Consider the following 17,630-nt stretch of genomic DNA (forward strand, 5'->3'; position numbering starts at 1 on the left):
ATTGGAAAAACGCAGGTTATGCCGCTTGTACCCAGGAATCGAGGCGCTCAATTAGAACGTCCAAATCGTCCAGCAGAGGCATGCCGGGCAGTCGTTCGGCGATCACGTTGCGGACGCTTGTGTACCACCACAGTTGCTGGCTCGGAGTTGAACGAAACCGTTCCCACAGGGCGTGGCCGTCGCGGTCTAAATCCTCCAGAGTCTGGCTGAGATTGTGGAACTTATCCGCGCCGGCCACGATGAGGGACTCCTCGCTGCCACGGGAAAGCTGCCCCAGATAGGCATCGGCGCGGTCCTGCCACGAGGGCAGGGAAGGGTCTTTGGTGACACCCGCGATGATTTCAACCACGCGAGACCCGAACTCATCTTCCATCTCGGCACGTGAGTAGTTTGCCGGCACGTCTTCCAAAATGTCGTGGAAGAGGGCTGCCAACAGCACGTCTTCGTCGTTAGTCACGCTCGCCGCAATCAGCATTACCGCCATTGGATGGCTGATATAGGGAACGCCAGAGCCCTTTCGGTAGTGCCCATCGTGCGCGCGGGAAGCAGTTGCGATGCCGCGCATGAGCCTGCCACTGGGACGTGTCGAAGCAAAGGTGTCAGCGTTTTCCATGGGTATCCCGACCTTTCGTTGATGCTTGAAAAATAGCAGCGTCTAAGCTTGAACATCATGAACGTCGCAGAAGTAGATCCGCTCATCGAGTCGATGTACCGGTGGTCCGATGTCAGTGGTGTCCTGCTCATGGGCATCATCGGTGGCACCATCGCCCGGCAACGAGGCTACGACATCATCGGGTTCTTCTTTATCGCGCTGTTCTCTGCACTGGGTGGCGGCATGATTCGCGATGTTCTGATTAACCAGGGCACCGTCGCCGCAATGAGTCAGCCGGAGTACCTAATCCTGGCATTCACCGGTGCACTTATCGCGCGATTTTTCTATTTCAAAGGTAAGACCTGGGAATACGTTCAGGTCCACGGTGACGCTGTGGTTTCGGGTCTTTGGGCCGCTACGGGAACGGTCAAAGGTGTCACGTATGGCTTGCCCATTCTGCCGTGCATCATGATGGGCGTTTTCACAGCCACTGGCGGTTCCATGATCCGCGACATTGTGACCGGGCGAGTACCCGCTGTTTTCGGCGGCAACCAGCCCACGGTCATCCCGGCCGTGGCTTGCGCGGTCATTGTCATCGGAGGCCACCATTTGGGGTTTATGGCCGTGTCCATGGTCATTGGTCCTATCGTCAGCATCCTGCTTTCGCTGCTGGGGTACTGGGGTAATTGGCGAGTGTCGGCACACTCGGAGTGGGCGCCACTGAACGACACCGCGGCGCAGATTGCGGTCCTCGCACGTCGAGCAGAGGGCAAGAGCCGCGAGGTTGGTCGACGTTTCGAGCCCGCACGCCTCCGCAGCTGGCGTCACCGACAGATGGAAAAAGCGCTGCAGCGTCGCATTCAGGCTGAGGTTGATAGGGGAGTGTCGCGTTCCGACGCCGAGGCCAACGCGGAGGAATTCCTGGAGGAGTTCAATGCGGACTTCCCAGCGGATCTGCACATGCCGACGGCGCAGCAGGAGACAGTGCAGGATGACAGCGACGAATCCGATTTCGGTGTGGACCTATCCGGTGATTCCTATGATGACTACGGAGAAGATACGGCACTGCGGCAGCGGGAATACCGGGAGATGTTGGATCAAATTCTTGCGGACGATGAGGCGACCGATTTACTCGTCGCAAAGCTGATGAAGAAATACGAGCAGCGGGATTAGAGGAGCGGCAGAGACATGGCATCGACGAGTACTGCAAGCAGGCATTTTGGGTACATTATTAAGGAACACACCGTTGAGGTGCCCTGGGATCCTTTTACCGAAGCTGCGAATGCCGCGACATTTGAGCTTTTCGCCAGGGAAATCTATGCGCCAGGAAATGAGGATGCGCCGGCAATTGTCTATTTGCAGGGCGGCCCGGGATTTCCGGCACCGCGTCCGGTAGGTGCCAGCGGAGTAATCGGTGAGGCGCTGAAGGAATTCCGCGTCATCCTGCTGGATCAGCGCGGCACTGGGCGCTCGCATCGAATTGATGCGGCCAATATTGCAGATGTTCCGGCCGAGCGGCTTGCCCAATTGCGTCAGGAATACATCGTCGAAGACGCGGAAGCATTGCGAAAGCATTTGGGCATTGCCAAATGGTCACTGTATGGCCAGTCCTTTGGCGGGTTTTGTATTACTTCGTATCTCAGCCGCTATCCGGAATCCGTGGAGCACGCTTATCTCACAGGCGGTTTACCTGTTCTGGACCGTGGTGCTGACGACCTTTATCGCACGACGTATGCGAAGCTGCGCACCCGTCACGAGCGTTTTTATCGCGAGTATCCGTGGGCCGAAAACCGAATTCGAGAAATCTGCGCGCACCTCGAGCAATCTGCAGAAACTCTCCCCACCGGTGAGCGACTGAGTTCTCGCCGATTCCGCACCATCGGAATTGAATTAGGCCGCGGAGATGGATTCCACAATCTGGCGTACTTGTTGGAAGAGCCATTCCACATTCGCAATGGCGAAAAGCAATTGCGCACCGATTTTCTGGCCGATGTAGGGACCCGCGTGAGTTTCGCCGACGGTCCGCTATACGCCGCGATTCATGAATCCATTTATGGTGGCGTCGGGAACCAGCCCACAACTAATTGGGCAGCTCACCGTATTCGCGAGGAAATCCCAGGTTTTGAAGAAAAAGCCAATCCTGCAGGAGACGAGCCGTTTTATCTCACCGGTGAGCACGTTTTCCCCTGGCAATTCGACGAGGACCCCGCGCTCGTTCCTTTCAAGGAAAAGGCGGAAGCATTTGCGCAGCACACCTGGGAAAGCTCGCCGTATGATTCCGCACGCTTGCTTGCCGACGCCCCGACCTCGGCAGCCGCGGTTTACCTCGACGATATTTTCGTGCCGTTCGAGTACTCCATGGAGACAGCCAACTGCTACCGGGACCTGCGGCCACATGTGACCAATGCATTCCAGCATGACGGCATTCGCCACGATGGTGCGGCAATCTTTGCCCGGCTCCGCGAGCTCGTCGAGGATCACTAGATGAGTATTCGAGCGCTGAGTCTTAGCGCGGAGAGCTAGACCGAGCCTAGACCTCGGCGCGCGCAAGTCGAGCAAATGCGCCGTCTGCGTTGAGGAGGTTGTCATACGTGCCGCGTTCGATGAGCTGGCCGTTTTCGATGACCAGGATGTCATCGGCCTCGGCCAGTGTCTGAAGTCGGTGCGCAATAAAGATGCAGGTCGCTCCACATGCGCGGGCATTGTCTACGATACGAGCCTGCGTCAGTGGATCCTGGTGGCTGGTGGCTTCGTCGAAAATAACAATCTTTCCGGCGAGGTGTGCAGCGAGGTCATTGGGCTTAGTGCCGTCGGCTAGTACCGCGCGTAAGTAGGTGCGGGCCAGCGCCAGACGTTGACGCTGACCACCGCTGAGCCGCTGCGCGCGGCGGCCAATGGGCCTGTCCAGCGGCATCTCAGCAGGGTTGATGGCGGCGAGTTCGAGCGCCCAGTGCATCAGTGATTCGGGAACCTCGCAGCCATCAGGCGCGCCGAGACATAGATTCTCAGCGATGGTGGCCTCCATGAGAAAGGGATTCTGATCTGCGACAACAACCGTTCGGCAGACATTGGTTGAGCCGAGGTCACGGGCATTGTGGCCATTGATGATGACCTCGCCGACATCCGGATCGACATGCCGCTGGATTAGCCGGGAGAGTGTGGACTTGCCCGAACCAGTTGGGCCGACCACACCGATGAACTGGCCTGAGGCAATGCGCAGATTGATCTTGGTCAGTGCAGGGTTATCGGCGCCAGGGTAGCGGTAGCTGACATCGCTCAGTTCGAGGGCAGGGACTGAGTCGCCGGAGTTGGCCCTCGCGGTCTGCGCGTGGTGCAGGTCCAGCGACTCCGGCTGCTTCGGCTCTTCCACAGTCGGCGGCTGCGCGGCCAGCTCCCTGATCCGAGTGACTGCATTGAGTCCCGCTGGCAGAGAAGATGCCAGGCGCTCGATCGAATCCATTGATGAAGCAGTTCCCGCCACCAGGGACGTCGTCACCAAAACAGCAGGGAGCATACGGTAGTCGGCTGAAAGCGCCGGGATACCAGCACAAAAGACGGCAATGCTGCCACCCCAAATCCGAAGTCCGGTCGCGCCAGAGCGCAGTCCAGCCCGCTTGCCGCCTGCACGCATTTTCTGAGCAAGCTGTTCATCGAGCTCACGCAATCCCCGCAGCCGCTGCTCGGCTGCGCCGTAGATGAGGATTTCCTCCCGAAGGCGCAGCGTATCGGCAATGTACTGCGCAATGTCCGTGCGTGTGGAGTTCGTTGCGGAAGCCTCCGTCGTCGCCTTCTTAGAGCCTGCGAGCGCAATCACAAAGCCAACCGCGAAGGTCAGCGTCAGAGCAATCGCAGGCAGGGCTCCGGCAGTCGATGCCGCTGTCACGACCGCCATCAGCGGAATCAGTACGGCCGTCACCGCGGGCGCAATTGTGTGCGCGAAGAAGACTTCCACTCGGTCAACATCACGAATCGCAATTGTGTGAATCCTGGCAGTACCCAGCCCATCGGTTACCGCGGGCGCCTGCGGGATAAGACGCTCGACGATCCACAGCCGCAGCTCGCCGAGCAGCCGAAACGCAGCCAGATGCCCGAGGTACTGCTCGACATACCGCAGAATCGCTTTCAACAGCGCCAGCCCTGCAACCACGCCAATGACCGCCCACGTCCACTGCATGCTCAAGCTTTGCGACGAGTCGGTTGCGTCCCACTTCGACAGCGCAATTGTGGCAATTGCCCAGGCGGGCACAGCCAGCATCAATGCACCCAGAATGTGCCCAGCCACGCGTGCGAGGATAGATGCACTGAGCGCTCCGCGAGCCTGTGCGGAAAAGCGCAGCAACCAGATGATGTTGTTCATGTCAGCTCTCCTCGGTCAGCGCTCGTGCGTAATACTCATTGCTTGTGCTCAGTTGGTCGGGTTTGCCCGCAGCCACGATCCGGCCTTCGGCGACGACAATGACCAGATCAACGTCCGATAGCGCTTCCATGCGGTGAGCGACCATGATGCTCGTTCGTCCTTCAGCAAGGCGGGTCAAGGACTCCTTGATGAGACCTTCCGTCCGACGATCGATGTCCGCTGTCGGCTCGTCGAGAAGCACAATCGGAGCGGCGCCGAGCAGACCACGCGCAATGGCCAGGCGGCGTCGTTGCCCGCCTGAGAGCCAATTGCCCTGATCGCCGACCTCCGAATCGAGACCACCAGGGCGCTGCTCGATTTCAGCGAGTAAGTGCACGTCGCGAAGTGCTTTTCGCATATCGACGGCCGTTGCGTCCGGGCATGCGATGCGAAGATTGTCCGCGACGGTGGTGCCGAAAATGGCTGGCTGCTGGGAGATGAGCAGCGAGTTGGCGAGCAACTCCGGGGTCGAAAGCGCGTCGCCGTCAAGGCAGACTTCCCCGGAATGCGGCTGTAGGCCTGCGAGTACACGCAGGAGTGTGCTCTTTCCGGAACCGCTGGGGCCAACGATGCCGACTCTGCTGCCGGCTGGAATTGTCAGGTTGATATCGGAGAGAATGCGCTTTTCGCCGATGTCAACGCTCACATCGCGGAGGGAAATCTCCGGTGCGTGCGGTGCGGAGGCTTTGGCGGAATGCGCTGTTCCGGTTGTGAACGCTTTAGCGGCAGGCTCACCGAATACCTCCACTATTCCGTTTCGATGCGTGCGCCCGCCGAGTCCGATGTAGAAAGTGCGGCCGACGCGATTGACGGGCTCGTAGAGCAGAACGGATAGGAAAACACCTGCGAGGGCCGTGCCCACGCTGATTGCATCTGCCTGCAAACGCAGCAAGACAAGACCGATTGCGGTCGTCGACATTGCAATACCAAAAACCGCGTCGTTGACAATAATCATCAGCTGATTGCGGGCGAGTAGGGCGGTGAGCTCAGACATCGCAGTGCGAGTTTGGCTGGCAAAACGTGCCATGACTCGATCAATTGCTCCAAGAACTTTGAATGTTCCCAGCCCTTCGAGCATCTCCAAGTAGGCATGCGTGGCCTTCGCTTGCTTTCGGCGATACGTCGCATTGGATTTCCGCAGAATCTTTCCCGCACCAATAATGATCAGCGGCGTGGAAATGAAAAATAGTGCCAGCCACAAGGCGGTTTTCGTATCCACCCACAAAGCCCAGACCGCCAAAATGATCAGTGGAGCACTAAACGAGGCCAACGTGGGAGCGAGAAATGTCGCTCGGTAGTTCGCGGTCTGTTCGACGCTTGTGGTCGCGGCATCGAAGAGTAGGCCTTCGCCAGTGTTGGACGCGCTTCGGTGTGAGTGACCGGATTTCCCGCCACCGTGCCCTCTTCCATGCGCGTGCTTCGGGGCTTGTTCAGGAGCGGAAAACTCCGGCTTCAGCACACTGCCAACCACATGTGAGCGCCACAGCTTTTCCTGCTCGCCAGCAAGCCGTGGTGGCAATGCCTCGGTGACATAAGCACAGAGGCTTCCCAAAATGACCGCCACAATTGCAGCGGACAGGGATTCATGAAGTCCCCACTGCCCAAACCAGTTGCCGCCACTGGTGTCTGCGACACCGCCGTACAAACTGCTGAGAGCATCGAGCGTGTATCCAAGAGACACGGCGCTGAGAGCGAAGAAAAAGCTGCGCCCCCAGCTGGATAACAAAACCCAGTGCATTCCGCGGGGTGGGGAAGTCAGTGCTTCATGAATCCACATAGCGACGTGAAAACCTATTTTCTATTTAGCCAGTGCGTCAGCGATCTCACGCAGTCCATCGGGCATGTGCATTCCGGCGGTGCCAGAGGTCGTCTTCGCATCAATTAGTTGCACTCGATCATTCTTGACCGCAGCGACGTCGGCAAGCGCCGGGTTATCCAGCAACTCCTGGAATGGAGCCTTGCCCTGGCCGTGGAAATCCTGAATCAGAATGACATCCGGATTCAGCTGCACAATTGTCTCCGGATCAGCGGGAACGGCACCCGGACGCTTGCCCTTTGGCGAGATCGGCTCGCCACCGGCCAGCTCAACGAGATTCGTCGTCGCCGACTGCATGCCCATAATCATCTTCTGACCACCGCGGGCAAACAGGACCAGCGTCTTTGGCTTAGTTGTGGAATCAATTTCCGAGAGAATCTCTTCGGTTTCCGATTCAATCTTGGCAACCATTTCAGCCGCCTTATCTTCGGCTCCGAGCAACTTGCCGAGTTTGGTCACCGACTCTGCCAGCGCCTTCGGCGAGGCGAAATCACTGCTGGCAAACGCCGCGGTCGGAACATCGCTGGCACCCAGCAGCTCACTTGCCGACTGCTCCTGATCATGGCGGCTGGTCATCAACACCATGTCCGGCTCATAGGACAGAATCTGCTCCGGATCCGGCTTCGTGGAGTTGGCAATCGCGTTAGGCACCTGACGCGCCAGCTCAACCTGATTACCCGAGCTCTCATCGAGCGCATTCTTCGTCACGGCTACGACACGCTCTGGCCCAACCAGTTCCAACGCCAGATCCGCAACCTCGGTCGACAGTGCAACGATGCGCTTCGGCTGACTCTGCACCGTAACGTCGTGGTCACCGACGGTCACAGTACGCGGCCACTGCGCCTGCTGGTTTGTCGAAGTTTCGCTTGACGACGACTGCTGCGCCGTCTCCTCCGAGGAAGAACAAGCGACCACCGCAGCGAGGGGGAGTGCTGCAATCAACGGCAGAGTGACGGCCTTTTTAGAGTTTCGCTTCAAGGCAGAGATAGGAGAAGTTGGTGAAAACACGAAAGTACTTCCTTGAGTGTTGAGTTTTGATTGTTGGGGAGTTTTCGGTTGCGTTGGTGCTAGCTGGAATCAGACAGTGTGAGTCAGACAGTCTGAAACAGCCAACTGCAATCAGTCAGCCGGGCGAGCCCGAGCCAACGCCGTCACTCGCACCGAACCGGTATGTGGATCGGTATCGACAGCGCTGGAGATGCGATAAATCGCATCTATTCGGGGAGGCGTCAGCACTTCTTCGGCGGAACCAGTGACTCCCAATCCGCCGTTGTGAATCACACTGAGCCGGTGGCAGCTGCGGGCCGCGAGGTTGAGGTCATGAAGGACGACTCCGATACCGTGGCCCTCGTCGGCAAGCTCGCCGAGGAGCTCGAGGATTTCCAGCTGAAACCCGATGTCCAAGGCCGCAGTGGGTTCGTCGAAAAGCATGACCTTGGCCTGTTGTGCCAATAGCTTTGCGATGAACACCAATTGCCGCTGCCCGCCGGACAGAGCCGTGATGGGACGGTCGGCGAGTGCGGTGACACCAACGCGGTCGAGGGCATAGGCGACGATGTCGTGGTCCGTGGAGTTCAGTGAACTGCGGAAACGGTCACGCCGACGGTGGTGCGCGTACCTGCCGAGTGCCACGACAGTTCGAACGTCAATAGCGGCATCGGCCGGTGTGTGCTGCGGCAGGTACGCCAACCGGGTGGCGCGTTCGTGGGCACGAAGCTTCGTCAGCGGCGCACCGAGGAGCTCAACCTGCCCCGAACTCGGTGTCACAATGCCCGCCATAGCACGGAGCAAGGAGGATTTTCCGGTGCCATTGGAACCGATGATGCCGTGGACCTCGCCAGGTCGAATAGCGAGGTTCACGCCACTTACGACGGTCCGATTGCGGTAACCGACACTGAGGTCGGTAGCCCGCAGCAGCGCGGTGCTATCGGCGTCTGGCTTAGTGACGTGGTCGCTGAGGTTTTGTGTCTGCTGACTCATGACTGGCGGCCACCTTGCCGAAGAATCAACGCGAGTAGCGCCGGTGCGCCAAGGAACGCGGTGACTGTGCCAGTTTGCAGAGCAACTGGGGAAAAGAGACTGCGGGCGACGAGGTCGGCGAGAATGAGAAACACTGCGCCGAGGCACATAGAAATGGGCAGCAGGCTGCGGTGATCGGGGCCGATGGCAAGGCGAATCAGGTGCGGGACGACCAATCCGACAAAGGAAATAACGCCAGTGACAGCGACGCCCGCTGCCGTGACTAACGCAGCCAGGGCGAGCAGCAGTTGCCGGATCCACACTGTGCGCATACCAGTGGCAGCGGCCTGTTCTTCGCCGAGGAGGAACAGGTTGAGTTCGGGAATGAGCATCATCAAGATAACCGTGCCGACGGTAATGGGGCCGACTGCCAGTGCAATGTCCTGCCAATTCGAAGCAGTTAAATCGCCGTTGAGCCAGAACATGGCCTGTTGAGCGTCATCGCTGTGTGGCGCGTTCGCGATGGTGGCGGAGATGACTGCGCCGAGGAACGCGTTGAGTGCAATACCGACGAGCAACAGGGTTGCTCCACTGCCGCCATTGAGACCGGCGACGATTTGGACAAATATGACAGCCAGCAACGCGCCTATGAATGCGCCAGCCGAAAGAACCCACGGTGCTTTCGCGGCCACGCCAGTGACGATGAGAATGACGGCTACCACTGCTGCACCGGAGGAGACACCGGTAACACCGGGTTCGGCCAGCGGATTGCGAAAAACTGCCTGCATGGTTGCACCTGCGACAGCGAGCGAGGCACCGACCAGTCCAGCAAGGAGGACACGGGGCAGCCGGATGCTCCAGACAAGTGATTGCGTGGCAGGGGATATCTCTGGCAGAAGGTGGTTGAGAGCCGGGAGGTCGTCGGAAAGCGTCTTGATGAGCGGGGTGAGCAGCGCGACGATGCCGTTGCTGAAACCTGTTCCCGCGGGGCCTATGGAGATCGCCAAGAGGATTGTGGCGGGGACGGCCAGGAAAAGTAGAAAGCCGAAGAGCCGGGCTCGAAGTTTTTGTTTTCGAGTGCGCGGAAGAGAAGCTCTATCGACAATAGTTTTCACTTGGTTAATGATGGACAATTTGAAAATAATTGTCAATAAAGGCGTGTCGGTGGGGCTGTGGGGTCCCCTAAGAACAGCAAAACCCCGCACCAGCTCCCTTGTGAAAACAGGGTGCTAATGCGGGGTGAAGAAGCTCTGTAGCTTACTTCTTGTCGCCCAGGCGCTCGTCTGCCATGTCGCGAACCTTCTTGATCTGGTCGGCCTTGTCCTCGCCGAGCTTGTCCTTGCCCAGCTGCTCAGCCTTGTCCAGAACCTTGTCGGTGTTCTCTTCGTTGCTCAGTGCTTCCTTGGCCTTGTCCATAAGTCCCATGGTGAAGTCTCCTTCCATTTTTAATGTCTACTCGCGTTTTTTCGTTTGTGACATAGAGTGTACCGATGAATTGGCGGCCTTGCGACCGTATTGGCCCCACGGAGTGAAGTTGATATTCGACTAGCAACACCGTGACCGACAGTTATTGAGCTGTTTTGGTGCGGGCTTCATCTGCCTTGTGCATGACATCGCGCTCGTACTTGCCGACGAACATCATGAGGACAAACGCTATAGCGACAACGCCAATGAGGGTTACGAATGTAACATTCCAGCCTGCGAAGTCGATCAAGAGGCCGACACCAGTCGAGGCGAGTGTTGCGCCGAGAAGGTATCCAAACAATCCAGTGAAACCAGCTGCGGTTCCCGCAACATACTTAGGCGAGAGGTCGATGGCCTGCAGTCCGATGAGCATGATTGGACCGTAAATGAGTGCGCCGATCAGGGAGATGAGCACGTAGAACATCCACAATGGTGCCGTGGCGGGTAGCTGCCAATATGCGAAAATGGTGATGCCGGTGCCAATCAGGAAGAGCATGCCGGCGCCTGAGCGCCAACCCTTGAAGACCTTGTCGGAGACCCATCCACACAGCAGGGTGCCAACAATTGCTGCGCCTTCGTAGAGCATGAATCCGATGATTCCGCCCGTGACGTTGGTCTTGTGCAATTCGTTTGTCAAGTAAATCGGAATCCAGTTAAGAACTCCGTAACGGAGTGCGTAGACGAACACATTGGCCAGCGCCAGCATGACGATAACCGGATTGGTAAGAACGTGGTTCTTGACGATTGTGAACCAGGGTTCTTGTGCCTCGTCATTAGTTCCTTCGACCTTGTCCGGGTCGTTCCGGTATTCCTCTACCGGAGGCAGGCCCATGGATTGCGGGTTATCTCGAATCAGCAGGAATGCGATGGCGGCAATCACGAGCGCGACAATTGCCGGTAGCCAGAATGCGGGAGTCCAGTCGGCGTCGGAAGTGGCGAACGAATGCAAGCCCCAGGCTGCCAGAGCACCGCCGACGGCGGCGCCGACATTGTGGGCAGTGTTCCAGATCGACATCAAAGTGCCGCGCTCGGATGTCGAGAACCAGTGGACGACAACTCGTCCAGAAGGAGGCCAGCCCATGCCTTGGAACCAGCCATTGATGAACATGACTGTCGCGAAAATTGCAACAGAGGCACTGATTGCTGGGACGAATGCAACAAAGAGGTTTACGACCGCGGACAGTGCTAGGCCAAGTGGGAGGAAGTACCTGGCATTGGCCCTGTCGGAGAGCATGGCCATGAAGAATTTGGATAGGCCGTAGGAAAACAGAACCGCATTGGCTACGATGCCAATTCCGGCTGCGCCAAGTAGGTCGTGCTTTTCCAGTACGGCGGACACCAGGGGGATGTTATTTCTGATGAGGTAGAAGCCCGCGTAGCCGATGAAGATGCCCATGAATACGTTGAACCGCCAGGTCCGGTAGGTCGGGGCAATCTTTTCCTCGGGAAGGGGAGCTGCTGGACCGGGGGCGCTGAGCCAGCCGAGTCTCTGACTGCTCATAATGAGAGTCCTTTCGCTGAAGGCCGCCGTTGCCTCTGGTGCAACCTGTGCGGGTGGCTAGGGCGGCAGGCGGATAGCTTTATCGTTTCAGCAGTGAGTTTACAGCGGCTTTATCCTCTATTAACGGGTTGTTAACTTCCCGGCCTTGGGGGCTTTTGAAGGGGGGTGGTGTAAAAGCGATTAACGCTTGTCACTGCCTAGAGAATGTCATTAATGGCTTCGGTGGGGCGTGCCATCCTTACCCCCTTATTGGTGACGACAAATGGGCGCTCAATCAGGCGTGGGTGCGCGACCATTGCGTCCAGAAGTTCCTCGTCGCTGGAGTCCTTGGAGAGTCTCAGTTCCTTGAACTCTGCTTCCTTGGTGCGCACGGCATCGATGACGTTCAGGCCGGCCGCCTCGATTAGCGAGCGCAGCTCGGTCTTGGTTGGAGGAGTGTCTAGGTACTTGATGATCTCCGGCTCGATTCCGGCTTCGCGCAGTACGGCGAGGGTCTGGCGGGACTTTGAGCAGCGGGGGTTGTGATAAATCTTCGCTTCCATGCCTCCATCATGGCTGATGTTGTGGTGTGGCGGTTGATGGAGCGGTGTAACTGTAAGGGGTGAGACCTTGTTCATTATTTATCCTGAAAGGCTGTAAAGCCAACAACACTTAAGTTCAATAGGTTGAAAAAAGTTGTCGTTAGGTTTACTCTCACACGTGATAGATGAACGGCGAAGTGCGCTCCAACCGCCCCTAAGGTGACCAGATTTACTGAAGCGGCCGGTCAGCGTAGCCGTCGTAAAGCAATAACAAACAATCAAGAGCGGACACCAACATGACAATTTCCGGAAAACTCTCGCGATCAGCTAAGTCCATGTGTGCGGGCCTTTCGATCTTGCTAGCGGGCGCTGGCCTTGCAGCGTGTGGCGATGGCAGTGAGGGAGCCAGCGGCGAGAACCCAATCAACGTCGTGGCTTCCACGACGCAGATTTGTGATTACGTGAAGCAGCTGGACATCGATGAAGTTGATTTGACCTGCCTGTTGGCGCCGAATGCAACAGCACATGAGCTGGAAATGACCCATGAGCAGCTGACCAAGACTGGTAACGCCGATCTCTTGTTCGTCAACGGAGTCGATTTGGAGCACTTCCTGGACCAGGCGATTGAGTCCTCGGGCTTTTCCGGAACGATGGCAGTAACCAGTGGCGTTCTCACTGCAGGTGACGTAGATGCCATGAAGGCAGCCAAGGACACGGACAAAACAAAGCCGCTGCCACCAGAGAAGGCGAAGAATGGTAACTACACCATTGACCGAGGGGTGGAAAAGATTGATGTCGCCCCATGGCCATTCCCGCCGGAAGAACCCGGTGAGGAGGCGGAATTCCGCTTCGATCCGCATGTATGGACCTCGCCGAAGAACGCCAAGATCCAGGTTGCCAATATCGGCTACGCCCTGGAACAGGTCGCTGAGGAACGTGGCGACAATGAGCTGAAGTCCACCATCGCCGACCACGTTGCGGCCTACCAGGACAAGCTGAATCAGCTGGATGAGTGGGCAAATAAGTCCATCGCCACCGTGTCGGACCCTGTGCTGTTTACCAGCCACGATGCCTTTGGATACTTCTCCCACGAGTTCAATATCAACTTCATCGGCGCAGCGCTGTCTGATTTCAACGAGCAGCAGGATGCCACGGCCGCGCATATCGCCGAGGCGGCAAAGACCGTGAAGGACGCGGGTGCAACCGCGCTGTTTGCGGAGAACTCGAACAACTCGAAATCAATTGAGGCGATCGCCAAGGCCGCAGGTGTCAAGGCCATCGTTGGTGAGGACGCACTCTACGGCGACTCCCTTGGTCCGGCTGGCAGTGATGGCGAGACCTACATCGGTTCCATCATCCACAACGTCACTCAGGTTGTGACGGCATGGGACGGAACTGTCGCGCCGCTGCCAGAGGGCATCAAGTGAGCGGTAACCACTTAGCCAACCCCATGTCTGCCGAGCCCATAGTCACGCTCCGCGATGCCTCATTCGGCTACACGGCGGTACCCATCGTCAATCACATCACCGCCAATGTCGCGCCGGGTACCGGGCTTGCACTCATCGGCGCCAATGGCTCTGGAAAAACGACCGTGCTGCGCGGAATCCTGGGTGGGACTCGTCTTCTCTCTGGTGAGATGCACAACAACGCGAAGATTGTGTCCTACGTCCCGCAGTCGGCAGACCTCGATCGCACTTTTCCTGTCACGGCGTTCGATGTCGTCGCCATGGGGGTGCTGCACGAACTGCGCCCCTTCCAACCGCTTGGACACCGCAAAGAACGCATCCACGCAGCGCTAGCCAAAGTCGGGCTTGCCGACCGCACCAGTGAACGTTTCGGCAACCTCTCCGGTGGTCAGCAGCAACGCGTCCTGTTGGCGCGCGCCATCGTCGCACGTCCGCAACTCGTGCTTCTCGACGAGCCGTTCAACGGCCTCGACACTGAAAATCGGGCGATGCTGCTGAATCTCCTCAACGAACTGAAGGAAAATGGCACGGCAATTATCGCGGCCACCCATGATCTCGTGCTTGCCGAGGACACCTGCGAAAACACATTAATCGTGGCAGAGCAGCCAGCTTTTGGTGCGACCTCGAAGTTGGTGCCAGCCTATGTGGACTGAGCTTGCGAATGAGCTTGGGGTAGCGCCTTTCATGTTCAGGCCACTAGTGCTGCTGATTGCCCTCGGGGCGGTCTCTGGCCTGGTCGGTGTCATCGTGAACCTGCGTGGCCTCGAGTTCAATGCCGAGGCCATGGTGCATTCGATTTTTCCCGGAATTGTGGCCGGTGCCGTATTCGGTGGCATCGACATGATTATCCCGGTGGCTGCAGCATGTGCGGTGGTAGTGGCAGTAGCACTGACCTTAGTATCGCGCTCGCACATGTCGGAAGCTGGAGTTGCAGTTGTACTGACCAGCTTCTTTTCCATCGGTGTGATTCTCTCGCTGAAGAAAGGTGACCAGTCAGGACAGCTGGAAGCGCTCATGTTCGGGCGACTGCTGGAAGTCACTGACTCCCGTCTCACCAGCGCCCTGATTGTCTGTGCCATCGCCTTGGTTCTTATCGCAGTGACCTGGCGCCGGCAGGTGTTTGTTGCCTTTGATCGCTTCGGTGCCAAAGCCGCAGGCGTCAATGTGTGGGGCATCGACCTCACCATTAACGCGGCGATTGCTGCGGTCGTGGTGTCGTCGGCAAGCGCTGTGGGCGTGCTGCTGGTAGTCGGATATCTGGTCGTGCCGGGAGCGGCGGCGAGACTGCTGACTCGCCGAGTTCATGTGATGGTGCCGATTGCGATTGCAGTGGGCTGCCTCAGCGGAATCGTTGGTTTGGCACTGGTGCCTTTGGGGCCGGTGTCGCCTCAGGCAGTCGTCGCGCTGACCTCGGTGGGACTGTATTTCATGGCACTGGGGCTGCGCGTCGTGCTGGGAGGAGACCGTGTCTAGCATCCTGATTTTGCCAATTATCGAACTGATACTGGTAGGAGCCCTGGCTGGAGTAGTTGGGGTGCTCGCGGTGCTGGGAAAACAAGTGTTCTTCGCAGAAGCGATTACACATGCGACTTTTCCCGGCGCGGTTGTGGGCGTTGTTATTGCGGCAGCGCTCGGCCTGAGCCACTCGTGGATTTCGGTGTTCCTCTTTATCGGAGCATTTCTGATGTGTATTCCGATTGGGGCACTGTTTGGTCTGTCAAAGGTGGGAACAACGTCCTCGGCGGCGGGAATTGTGCTGACATTTGGGTTCGCACTGGGCTACTTCCTGAACAAGTGGTTCGCCCCGTTGCCGGTGAAGGTTGAGAGTTTCCTGGTCGGCAGCGTACTCAACGTGAACAAGATTGATATTGCGCTGTCGGGTGGCCTCTTGCTGCTGGTGGCGTTGGTGCTGCTTGCTCGGTGGCGTCAGCTGATTTACTTCACCTTCGACCCGGAGTCTTTCGGAGTCGCGCATTCGAGGAGAAAAGCACAGCTGGTCATCAGCGGGCTAATCGTTCTGACTCTGGTGGCGCTGATTCCGGCTGTCGGCACGATTCTATCCATCGCGCTGCTAGCTGCCCCGGCAGCTGCGCTCGTTGGGGTAGTGAACGATACCCGTTTGCTATTCGTGTTGGCGCCATTGATGGGTATCGCGATTGGCCTGGTGGGGCTATTCATTGCGGTGGCGGCGAATCTGTCAGTTGGCGGCTGCATTGGCGTGTGCGCCGGCTGTTTCTATGTCCCCCTCAAGATTGCGGCAACACGCAATAACGCTAAAGTCTAAAGAATGCACGTGGAGGATTTACCAGCAAAGACCCAGGACTACCTCAAGGTCATTTGGGATTTGCACGAGCGCACCGGTGAAAAAGTGGCACTTGGCGATGTCGCTGAGCGGATGGGTGAAAAGAAGCCCACCGCCAGCGAGGCCGTGAAGAAGCTAGCTGCACGTGGCCTTGTCAACCACGAGCCGTATCGGGGCATTAGCCTGTCGGACCGTGGGCGGGATATTGCGCTAATCATGGTGCGGCGCCACCGGCTTATTGAAAGCTTCTTGGTCTCGACTCTCGGATACACCTGGGATGAGGTTCACGAGGAAGCCGAAAAGCTTGAACATGCGGTCTCGGATGATTTCATTAGTCGCATTGATGCAATGCTGGGATTCCCTGAGCGCGATCCGCATGGCGATCCAATTCCCAGCGCAAGCGGTACCATCGCCAGCGCAGTGCGCACCGACCTGACGGATATCGAAGCCGGCGCGATGGTGGTAGTCGATCGCATTAACGACTCCGACCCTGAACTACTGCGCTATTTGGCGACATCAGGGGTAGGACCGGGGACCGTGCTCCGAGCCGAAGCCGCACCATATGCAGGCATGCATGTCTTTGCCATCCTCGATGAGGTGGACGATACCGAGCCAAAGAGAATTCATGTGGCAGACTCGGCACTATGGGCAATCAAGGCGACTCCAACAACGAACTGACGAGGGCCGCAGCGCGCTCTTACTATAAGGTGTCGCGGAATCTCACTGGGCCAACTAAAGTGCCACCCGCACCGTCAGTTTCGTTCGACAGCGTGAAAAGTGCTCGTCGACAGGCATATGCCAGTGTCGAGAGCGTCGATGTGCCACTCAATGCCATCGCTATCTCGCCTGCTGAGCAGCAGGAACACATGGCTAATCTCGAACGCCGCTTGAATGCCTCGACCAAAGACATGCGGGCACTGCTGGACTACGAAGAGCAGCGCATTGCGGTCGCTAGCACCGTCAAAGAGGCAATCGTCTATACGTTGCTGGCAATACTCCTTTTGGCAGCAGCCATCGGACTTGGCTACGCCAGCCACCTGGGGGCCGATGCGATTTTGAATGCTGCGGCGGAGGTGACGCCGCGATGAGTAAACGCTCAGGCTCCGACAACGGGTGCGCGACGGTCATTGTCGTATTTTTCTTCTTCGGCCTGATTGTTCAGCTCTTCGGTGTCACGCTGTGGATTCTGCAATATGCATTGCCAGTGGCGGGTTTGGTGCTTGCGATCCTCATCGCATACCAGGCTTGGGCCGGTGTGCGGCGTAGTGCTGAGGCGCACGAGCTCGCCGAGCGTAATCACGCGGAGCTGCAGCAGATTGCCATGGACACCGAGTACCAGCTCACCGCAATCCTTACTGCCTGGGACAATGTGAACACCACAATGGGCGTTGGCACCATCTACAAGGATGTATTTGCCTCCGGTGAGGCTACGCCGGAGCTCATCGAGCTACGCGGTGAGCTCTCTCGTGCCCGGAAGCTAAACAACCGACTGCGCGAGCAGCGCGAAACTATGACTAACCGGGAGCTGGTGGAAGCCATCTCTGATGCCGACGAGCTGTGGTGCTCGCTGACGAAGACGTATCAGAACGCTCGTCGCGAGCTGTAGTAACGCA

Annotated in this window: 18 protein-coding genes; 9 read left to right on the forward strand and 9 right to left on the reverse strand. The window is 57.9% G+C overall.

From position 1 onward, the window contains the following. Positions 1-16 precede the first annotated feature (16 nt). Entirely contained in the window at positions 17-613 is a 597-nt protein-coding gene (locus HMPREF3135_RS09735; RefSeq protein WP_070439414.1) for an HD domain-containing protein, read from the reverse strand. 57 nt (positions 614-670) lie between these two features. Here HMPREF3135_RS09735 and HMPREF3135_RS09740 point away from each other — a divergent pair, with 57 nt between their 5' ends. After that, entirely contained in the window at positions 671-1,765 is a 1,095-nt protein-coding gene (locus HMPREF3135_RS09740) for a trimeric intracellular cation channel family protein (protein ID WP_016422340.1), read from the forward strand. A gap of 15 nt (positions 1,766-1,780) precedes the next feature. Next, the gene (locus HMPREF3135_RS09745; protein WP_049193610.1) at positions 1,781-3,076 is read left to right on the forward strand and encodes an alpha/beta fold hydrolase; all 1,296 of its coding nucleotides are present in this window, start codon (positions 1,781-1,783) and stop codon (positions 3,074-3,076) included. A gap of 46 nt (positions 3,077-3,122) precedes the next feature. Here HMPREF3135_RS09745 and HMPREF3135_RS09750 read toward each other — a convergent pair whose 3' ends face one another. The 8 genes from HMPREF3135_RS09750 to arsC form a co-directional block, all read right to left on the reverse strand. Further along, complete coding sequence (locus HMPREF3135_RS09750) at positions 3,123-4,949, reverse strand: amino acid ABC transporter ATP-binding/permease protein (protein ID WP_070429479.1); 1,827 nt, start codon at positions 4,947-4,949, stop codon at positions 3,123-3,125. 1 nt (position 4,950) lies between these two features. Then, a complete protein-coding gene (locus tag HMPREF3135_RS09755; RefSeq protein ID WP_246818337.1) occupies positions 4,951-6,669 on the reverse strand; it encodes an ATP-binding cassette domain-containing protein in 1,719 nt (572 codons plus the stop codon). A 117-nt stretch (positions 6,670-6,786) separates the two neighbouring features. Continuing rightward, entirely contained in the window at positions 6,787-7,812 is a 1,026-nt protein-coding gene (locus HMPREF3135_RS09760; protein WP_070439421.1) for an ABC transporter substrate-binding protein, read from the reverse strand. 111 nt (positions 7,813-7,923) lie between these two features. Beyond that, positions 7,924-8,784: an ABC transporter ATP-binding protein gene (locus tag HMPREF3135_RS09765; RefSeq protein WP_070439424.1), complete on the reverse strand. Its 861-nt coding sequence runs from the start codon at positions 8,782-8,784 to the stop codon at positions 7,924-7,926. Continuing rightward, positions 8,781-9,770: a FecCD family ABC transporter permease gene (locus HMPREF3135_RS09770; protein WP_231367182.1), complete on the reverse strand. Its 990-nt coding sequence runs from the start codon at positions 9,768-9,770 to the stop codon at positions 8,781-8,783. The genes HMPREF3135_RS09765 and HMPREF3135_RS09770 overlap by 4 nt, the downstream gene beginning before the upstream one ends. 250 nt (positions 9,771-10,020) lie before the next feature. Further along, on the reverse strand, positions 10,021-10,188 hold the full coding sequence (locus HMPREF3135_RS09775) for an antitoxin (protein WP_016422348.1): 168 nt from the start codon (positions 10,186-10,188) through the stop codon (positions 10,021-10,023). 142 nt (positions 10,189-10,330) lie between these two features. Then, the gene (locus tag HMPREF3135_RS09780) at positions 10,331-11,728 is read right to left on the reverse strand and encodes an MFS transporter (protein ID WP_070439431.1); all 1,398 of its coding nucleotides are present in this window, start codon (positions 11,726-11,728) and stop codon (positions 10,331-10,333) included. Positions 11,729-11,925: 197 nt separating this feature from the next. After that, complete coding sequence (gene arsC, locus HMPREF3135_RS09785; RefSeq protein WP_070439434.1) at positions 11,926-12,270, reverse strand: arsenate reductase (glutaredoxin); 345 nt, start codon at positions 12,268-12,270, stop codon at positions 11,926-11,928. 275 nt (positions 12,271-12,545) lie between these two features. Here arsC and HMPREF3135_RS09790 point away from each other — a divergent pair, with 275 nt between their 5' ends. Genes HMPREF3135_RS09790 through HMPREF3135_RS09820 form a run of 7 tightly spaced genes read left to right on the forward strand, consistent with a single transcriptional unit; the run spans position 12,546 to position 17,623 of the window. Further along, positions 12,546-13,676 carry a metal ABC transporter substrate-binding protein gene (locus tag HMPREF3135_RS09790; RefSeq protein ID WP_070439438.1) on the forward strand — a complete coding sequence of 377 codons (1,131 nt, stop codon included), beginning with the start codon at positions 12,546-12,548 and terminating at the stop codon, positions 13,674-13,676. Then, positions 13,673-14,368: a metal ABC transporter ATP-binding protein gene (locus HMPREF3135_RS09795; protein ID WP_187269740.1), complete on the forward strand. Its 696-nt coding sequence runs from the start codon at positions 13,673-13,675 to the stop codon at positions 14,366-14,368. The genes HMPREF3135_RS09790 and HMPREF3135_RS09795 overlap by 4 nt, the downstream gene beginning before the upstream one ends. Further along, positions 14,358-15,188: a metal ABC transporter permease gene (locus HMPREF3135_RS09800; protein WP_049189327.1), complete on the forward strand. Its 831-nt coding sequence runs from the start codon at positions 14,358-14,360 to the stop codon at positions 15,186-15,188. The genes HMPREF3135_RS09795 and HMPREF3135_RS09800 overlap by 11 nt, the downstream gene beginning before the upstream one ends. Next, positions 15,181-15,999 carry a metal ABC transporter permease gene (locus HMPREF3135_RS09805; RefSeq protein ID WP_049189328.1) on the forward strand — a complete coding sequence of 273 codons (819 nt, stop codon included), beginning with the start codon at positions 15,181-15,183 and terminating at the stop codon, positions 15,997-15,999. Before HMPREF3135_RS09800 ends, HMPREF3135_RS09805 begins: the two co-directional genes overlap by 8 nt. Positions 16,000-16,002: 3 nt before the next feature. Then, entirely contained in the window at positions 16,003-16,695 is a 693-nt protein-coding gene (locus HMPREF3135_RS09810; protein WP_070439445.1) for a metal-dependent transcriptional regulator, read from the forward strand. Next, positions 16,662-17,105, forward strand: coding sequence for a hypothetical protein (locus HMPREF3135_RS09815; protein ID WP_168163244.1), 444 nt, complete (start codon positions 16,662-16,664; stop codon positions 17,103-17,105). Before HMPREF3135_RS09810 ends, HMPREF3135_RS09815 begins: the two co-directional genes overlap by 34 nt. Then, positions 17,102-17,623, forward strand: coding sequence for a hypothetical protein (locus tag HMPREF3135_RS09820; protein ID WP_070439451.1), 522 nt, complete (start codon positions 17,102-17,104; stop codon positions 17,621-17,623). Before HMPREF3135_RS09815 ends, HMPREF3135_RS09820 begins: the two co-directional genes overlap by 4 nt. Positions 17,624-17,630 lie beyond the last annotated feature (7 nt).

It is taken from the genome of Corynebacterium sp. HMSC14H10 (genome assembly GCF_001807105.1).
Taxonomy (GTDB): domain Bacteria; phylum Actinomycetota; class Actinomycetes; order Mycobacteriales; family Mycobacteriaceae; genus Corynebacterium; species Corynebacterium jeikeium_D.

What these genes read in the sequence shown, in the direction of transcription:
- HMPREF3135_RS09735 (WP_070439414.1), bottom strand. Translation starts at nt 613, where the DNA reads ATGGAAAACGCTGACACCTTTGCTTCGACACGTCCCAGTGGCAGGCTC.
- HMPREF3135_RS09740 (WP_016422340.1), top strand. Translation starts at nt 671, where the DNA reads ATGAACGTCGCAGAAGTAGATCCGCTCATCGAGTCGATGTACCGGTGG.
- HMPREF3135_RS09745 (WP_049193610.1), top strand. Translation starts at nt 1,781, where the DNA reads ATGGCATCGACGAGTACTGCAAGCAGGCATTTTGGGTACATTATTAAG.
- HMPREF3135_RS09750 (WP_070429479.1), bottom strand. Translation starts at nt 4,949, where the DNA reads ATGAACAACATCATCTGGTTGCTGCGCTTTTCCGCACAGGCTCGCGGA.
- HMPREF3135_RS09765 (WP_070439424.1), bottom strand. Translation starts at nt 8,784, where the DNA reads ATGAGTCAGCAGACACAAAACCTCAGCGACCACGTCACTAAGCCAGAC.
- HMPREF3135_RS09775 (WP_016422348.1), bottom strand. Translation starts at nt 10,188, where the DNA reads ATGGGACTTATGGACAAGGCCAAGGAAGCACTGAGCAACGAAGAGAAC.
- HMPREF3135_RS09780 (WP_070439431.1), bottom strand. Translation starts at nt 11,728, where the DNA reads ATGAGCAGTCAGAGACTCGGCTGGCTCAGCGCCCCCGGTCCAGCAGCT.
- arsC (WP_070439434.1), bottom strand. Translation starts at nt 12,270, where the DNA reads ATGGAAGCGAAGATTTATCACAACCCCCGCTGCTCAAAGTCCCGCCAG.
- HMPREF3135_RS09790 (WP_070439438.1), top strand. Translation starts at nt 12,546, where the DNA reads ATGACAATTTCCGGAAAACTCTCGCGATCAGCTAAGTCCATGTGTGCG.
- HMPREF3135_RS09800 (WP_049189327.1), top strand. Translation starts at nt 14,358, where the DNA reads ATGTGGACTGAGCTTGCGAATGAGCTTGGGGTAGCGCCTTTCATGTTC.
- HMPREF3135_RS09810 (WP_070439445.1), top strand. Translation starts at nt 16,003, where the DNA reads ATGCACGTGGAGGATTTACCAGCAAAGACCCAGGACTACCTCAAGGTC.
- HMPREF3135_RS09815 (WP_168163244.1), top strand. Translation starts at nt 16,662, where the DNA reads ATGGGCAATCAAGGCGACTCCAACAACGAACTGACGAGGGCCGCAGCG.
- HMPREF3135_RS09820 (WP_070439451.1), top strand. Translation starts at nt 17,102, where the DNA reads ATGAGTAAACGCTCAGGCTCCGACAACGGGTGCGCGACGGTCATTGTC.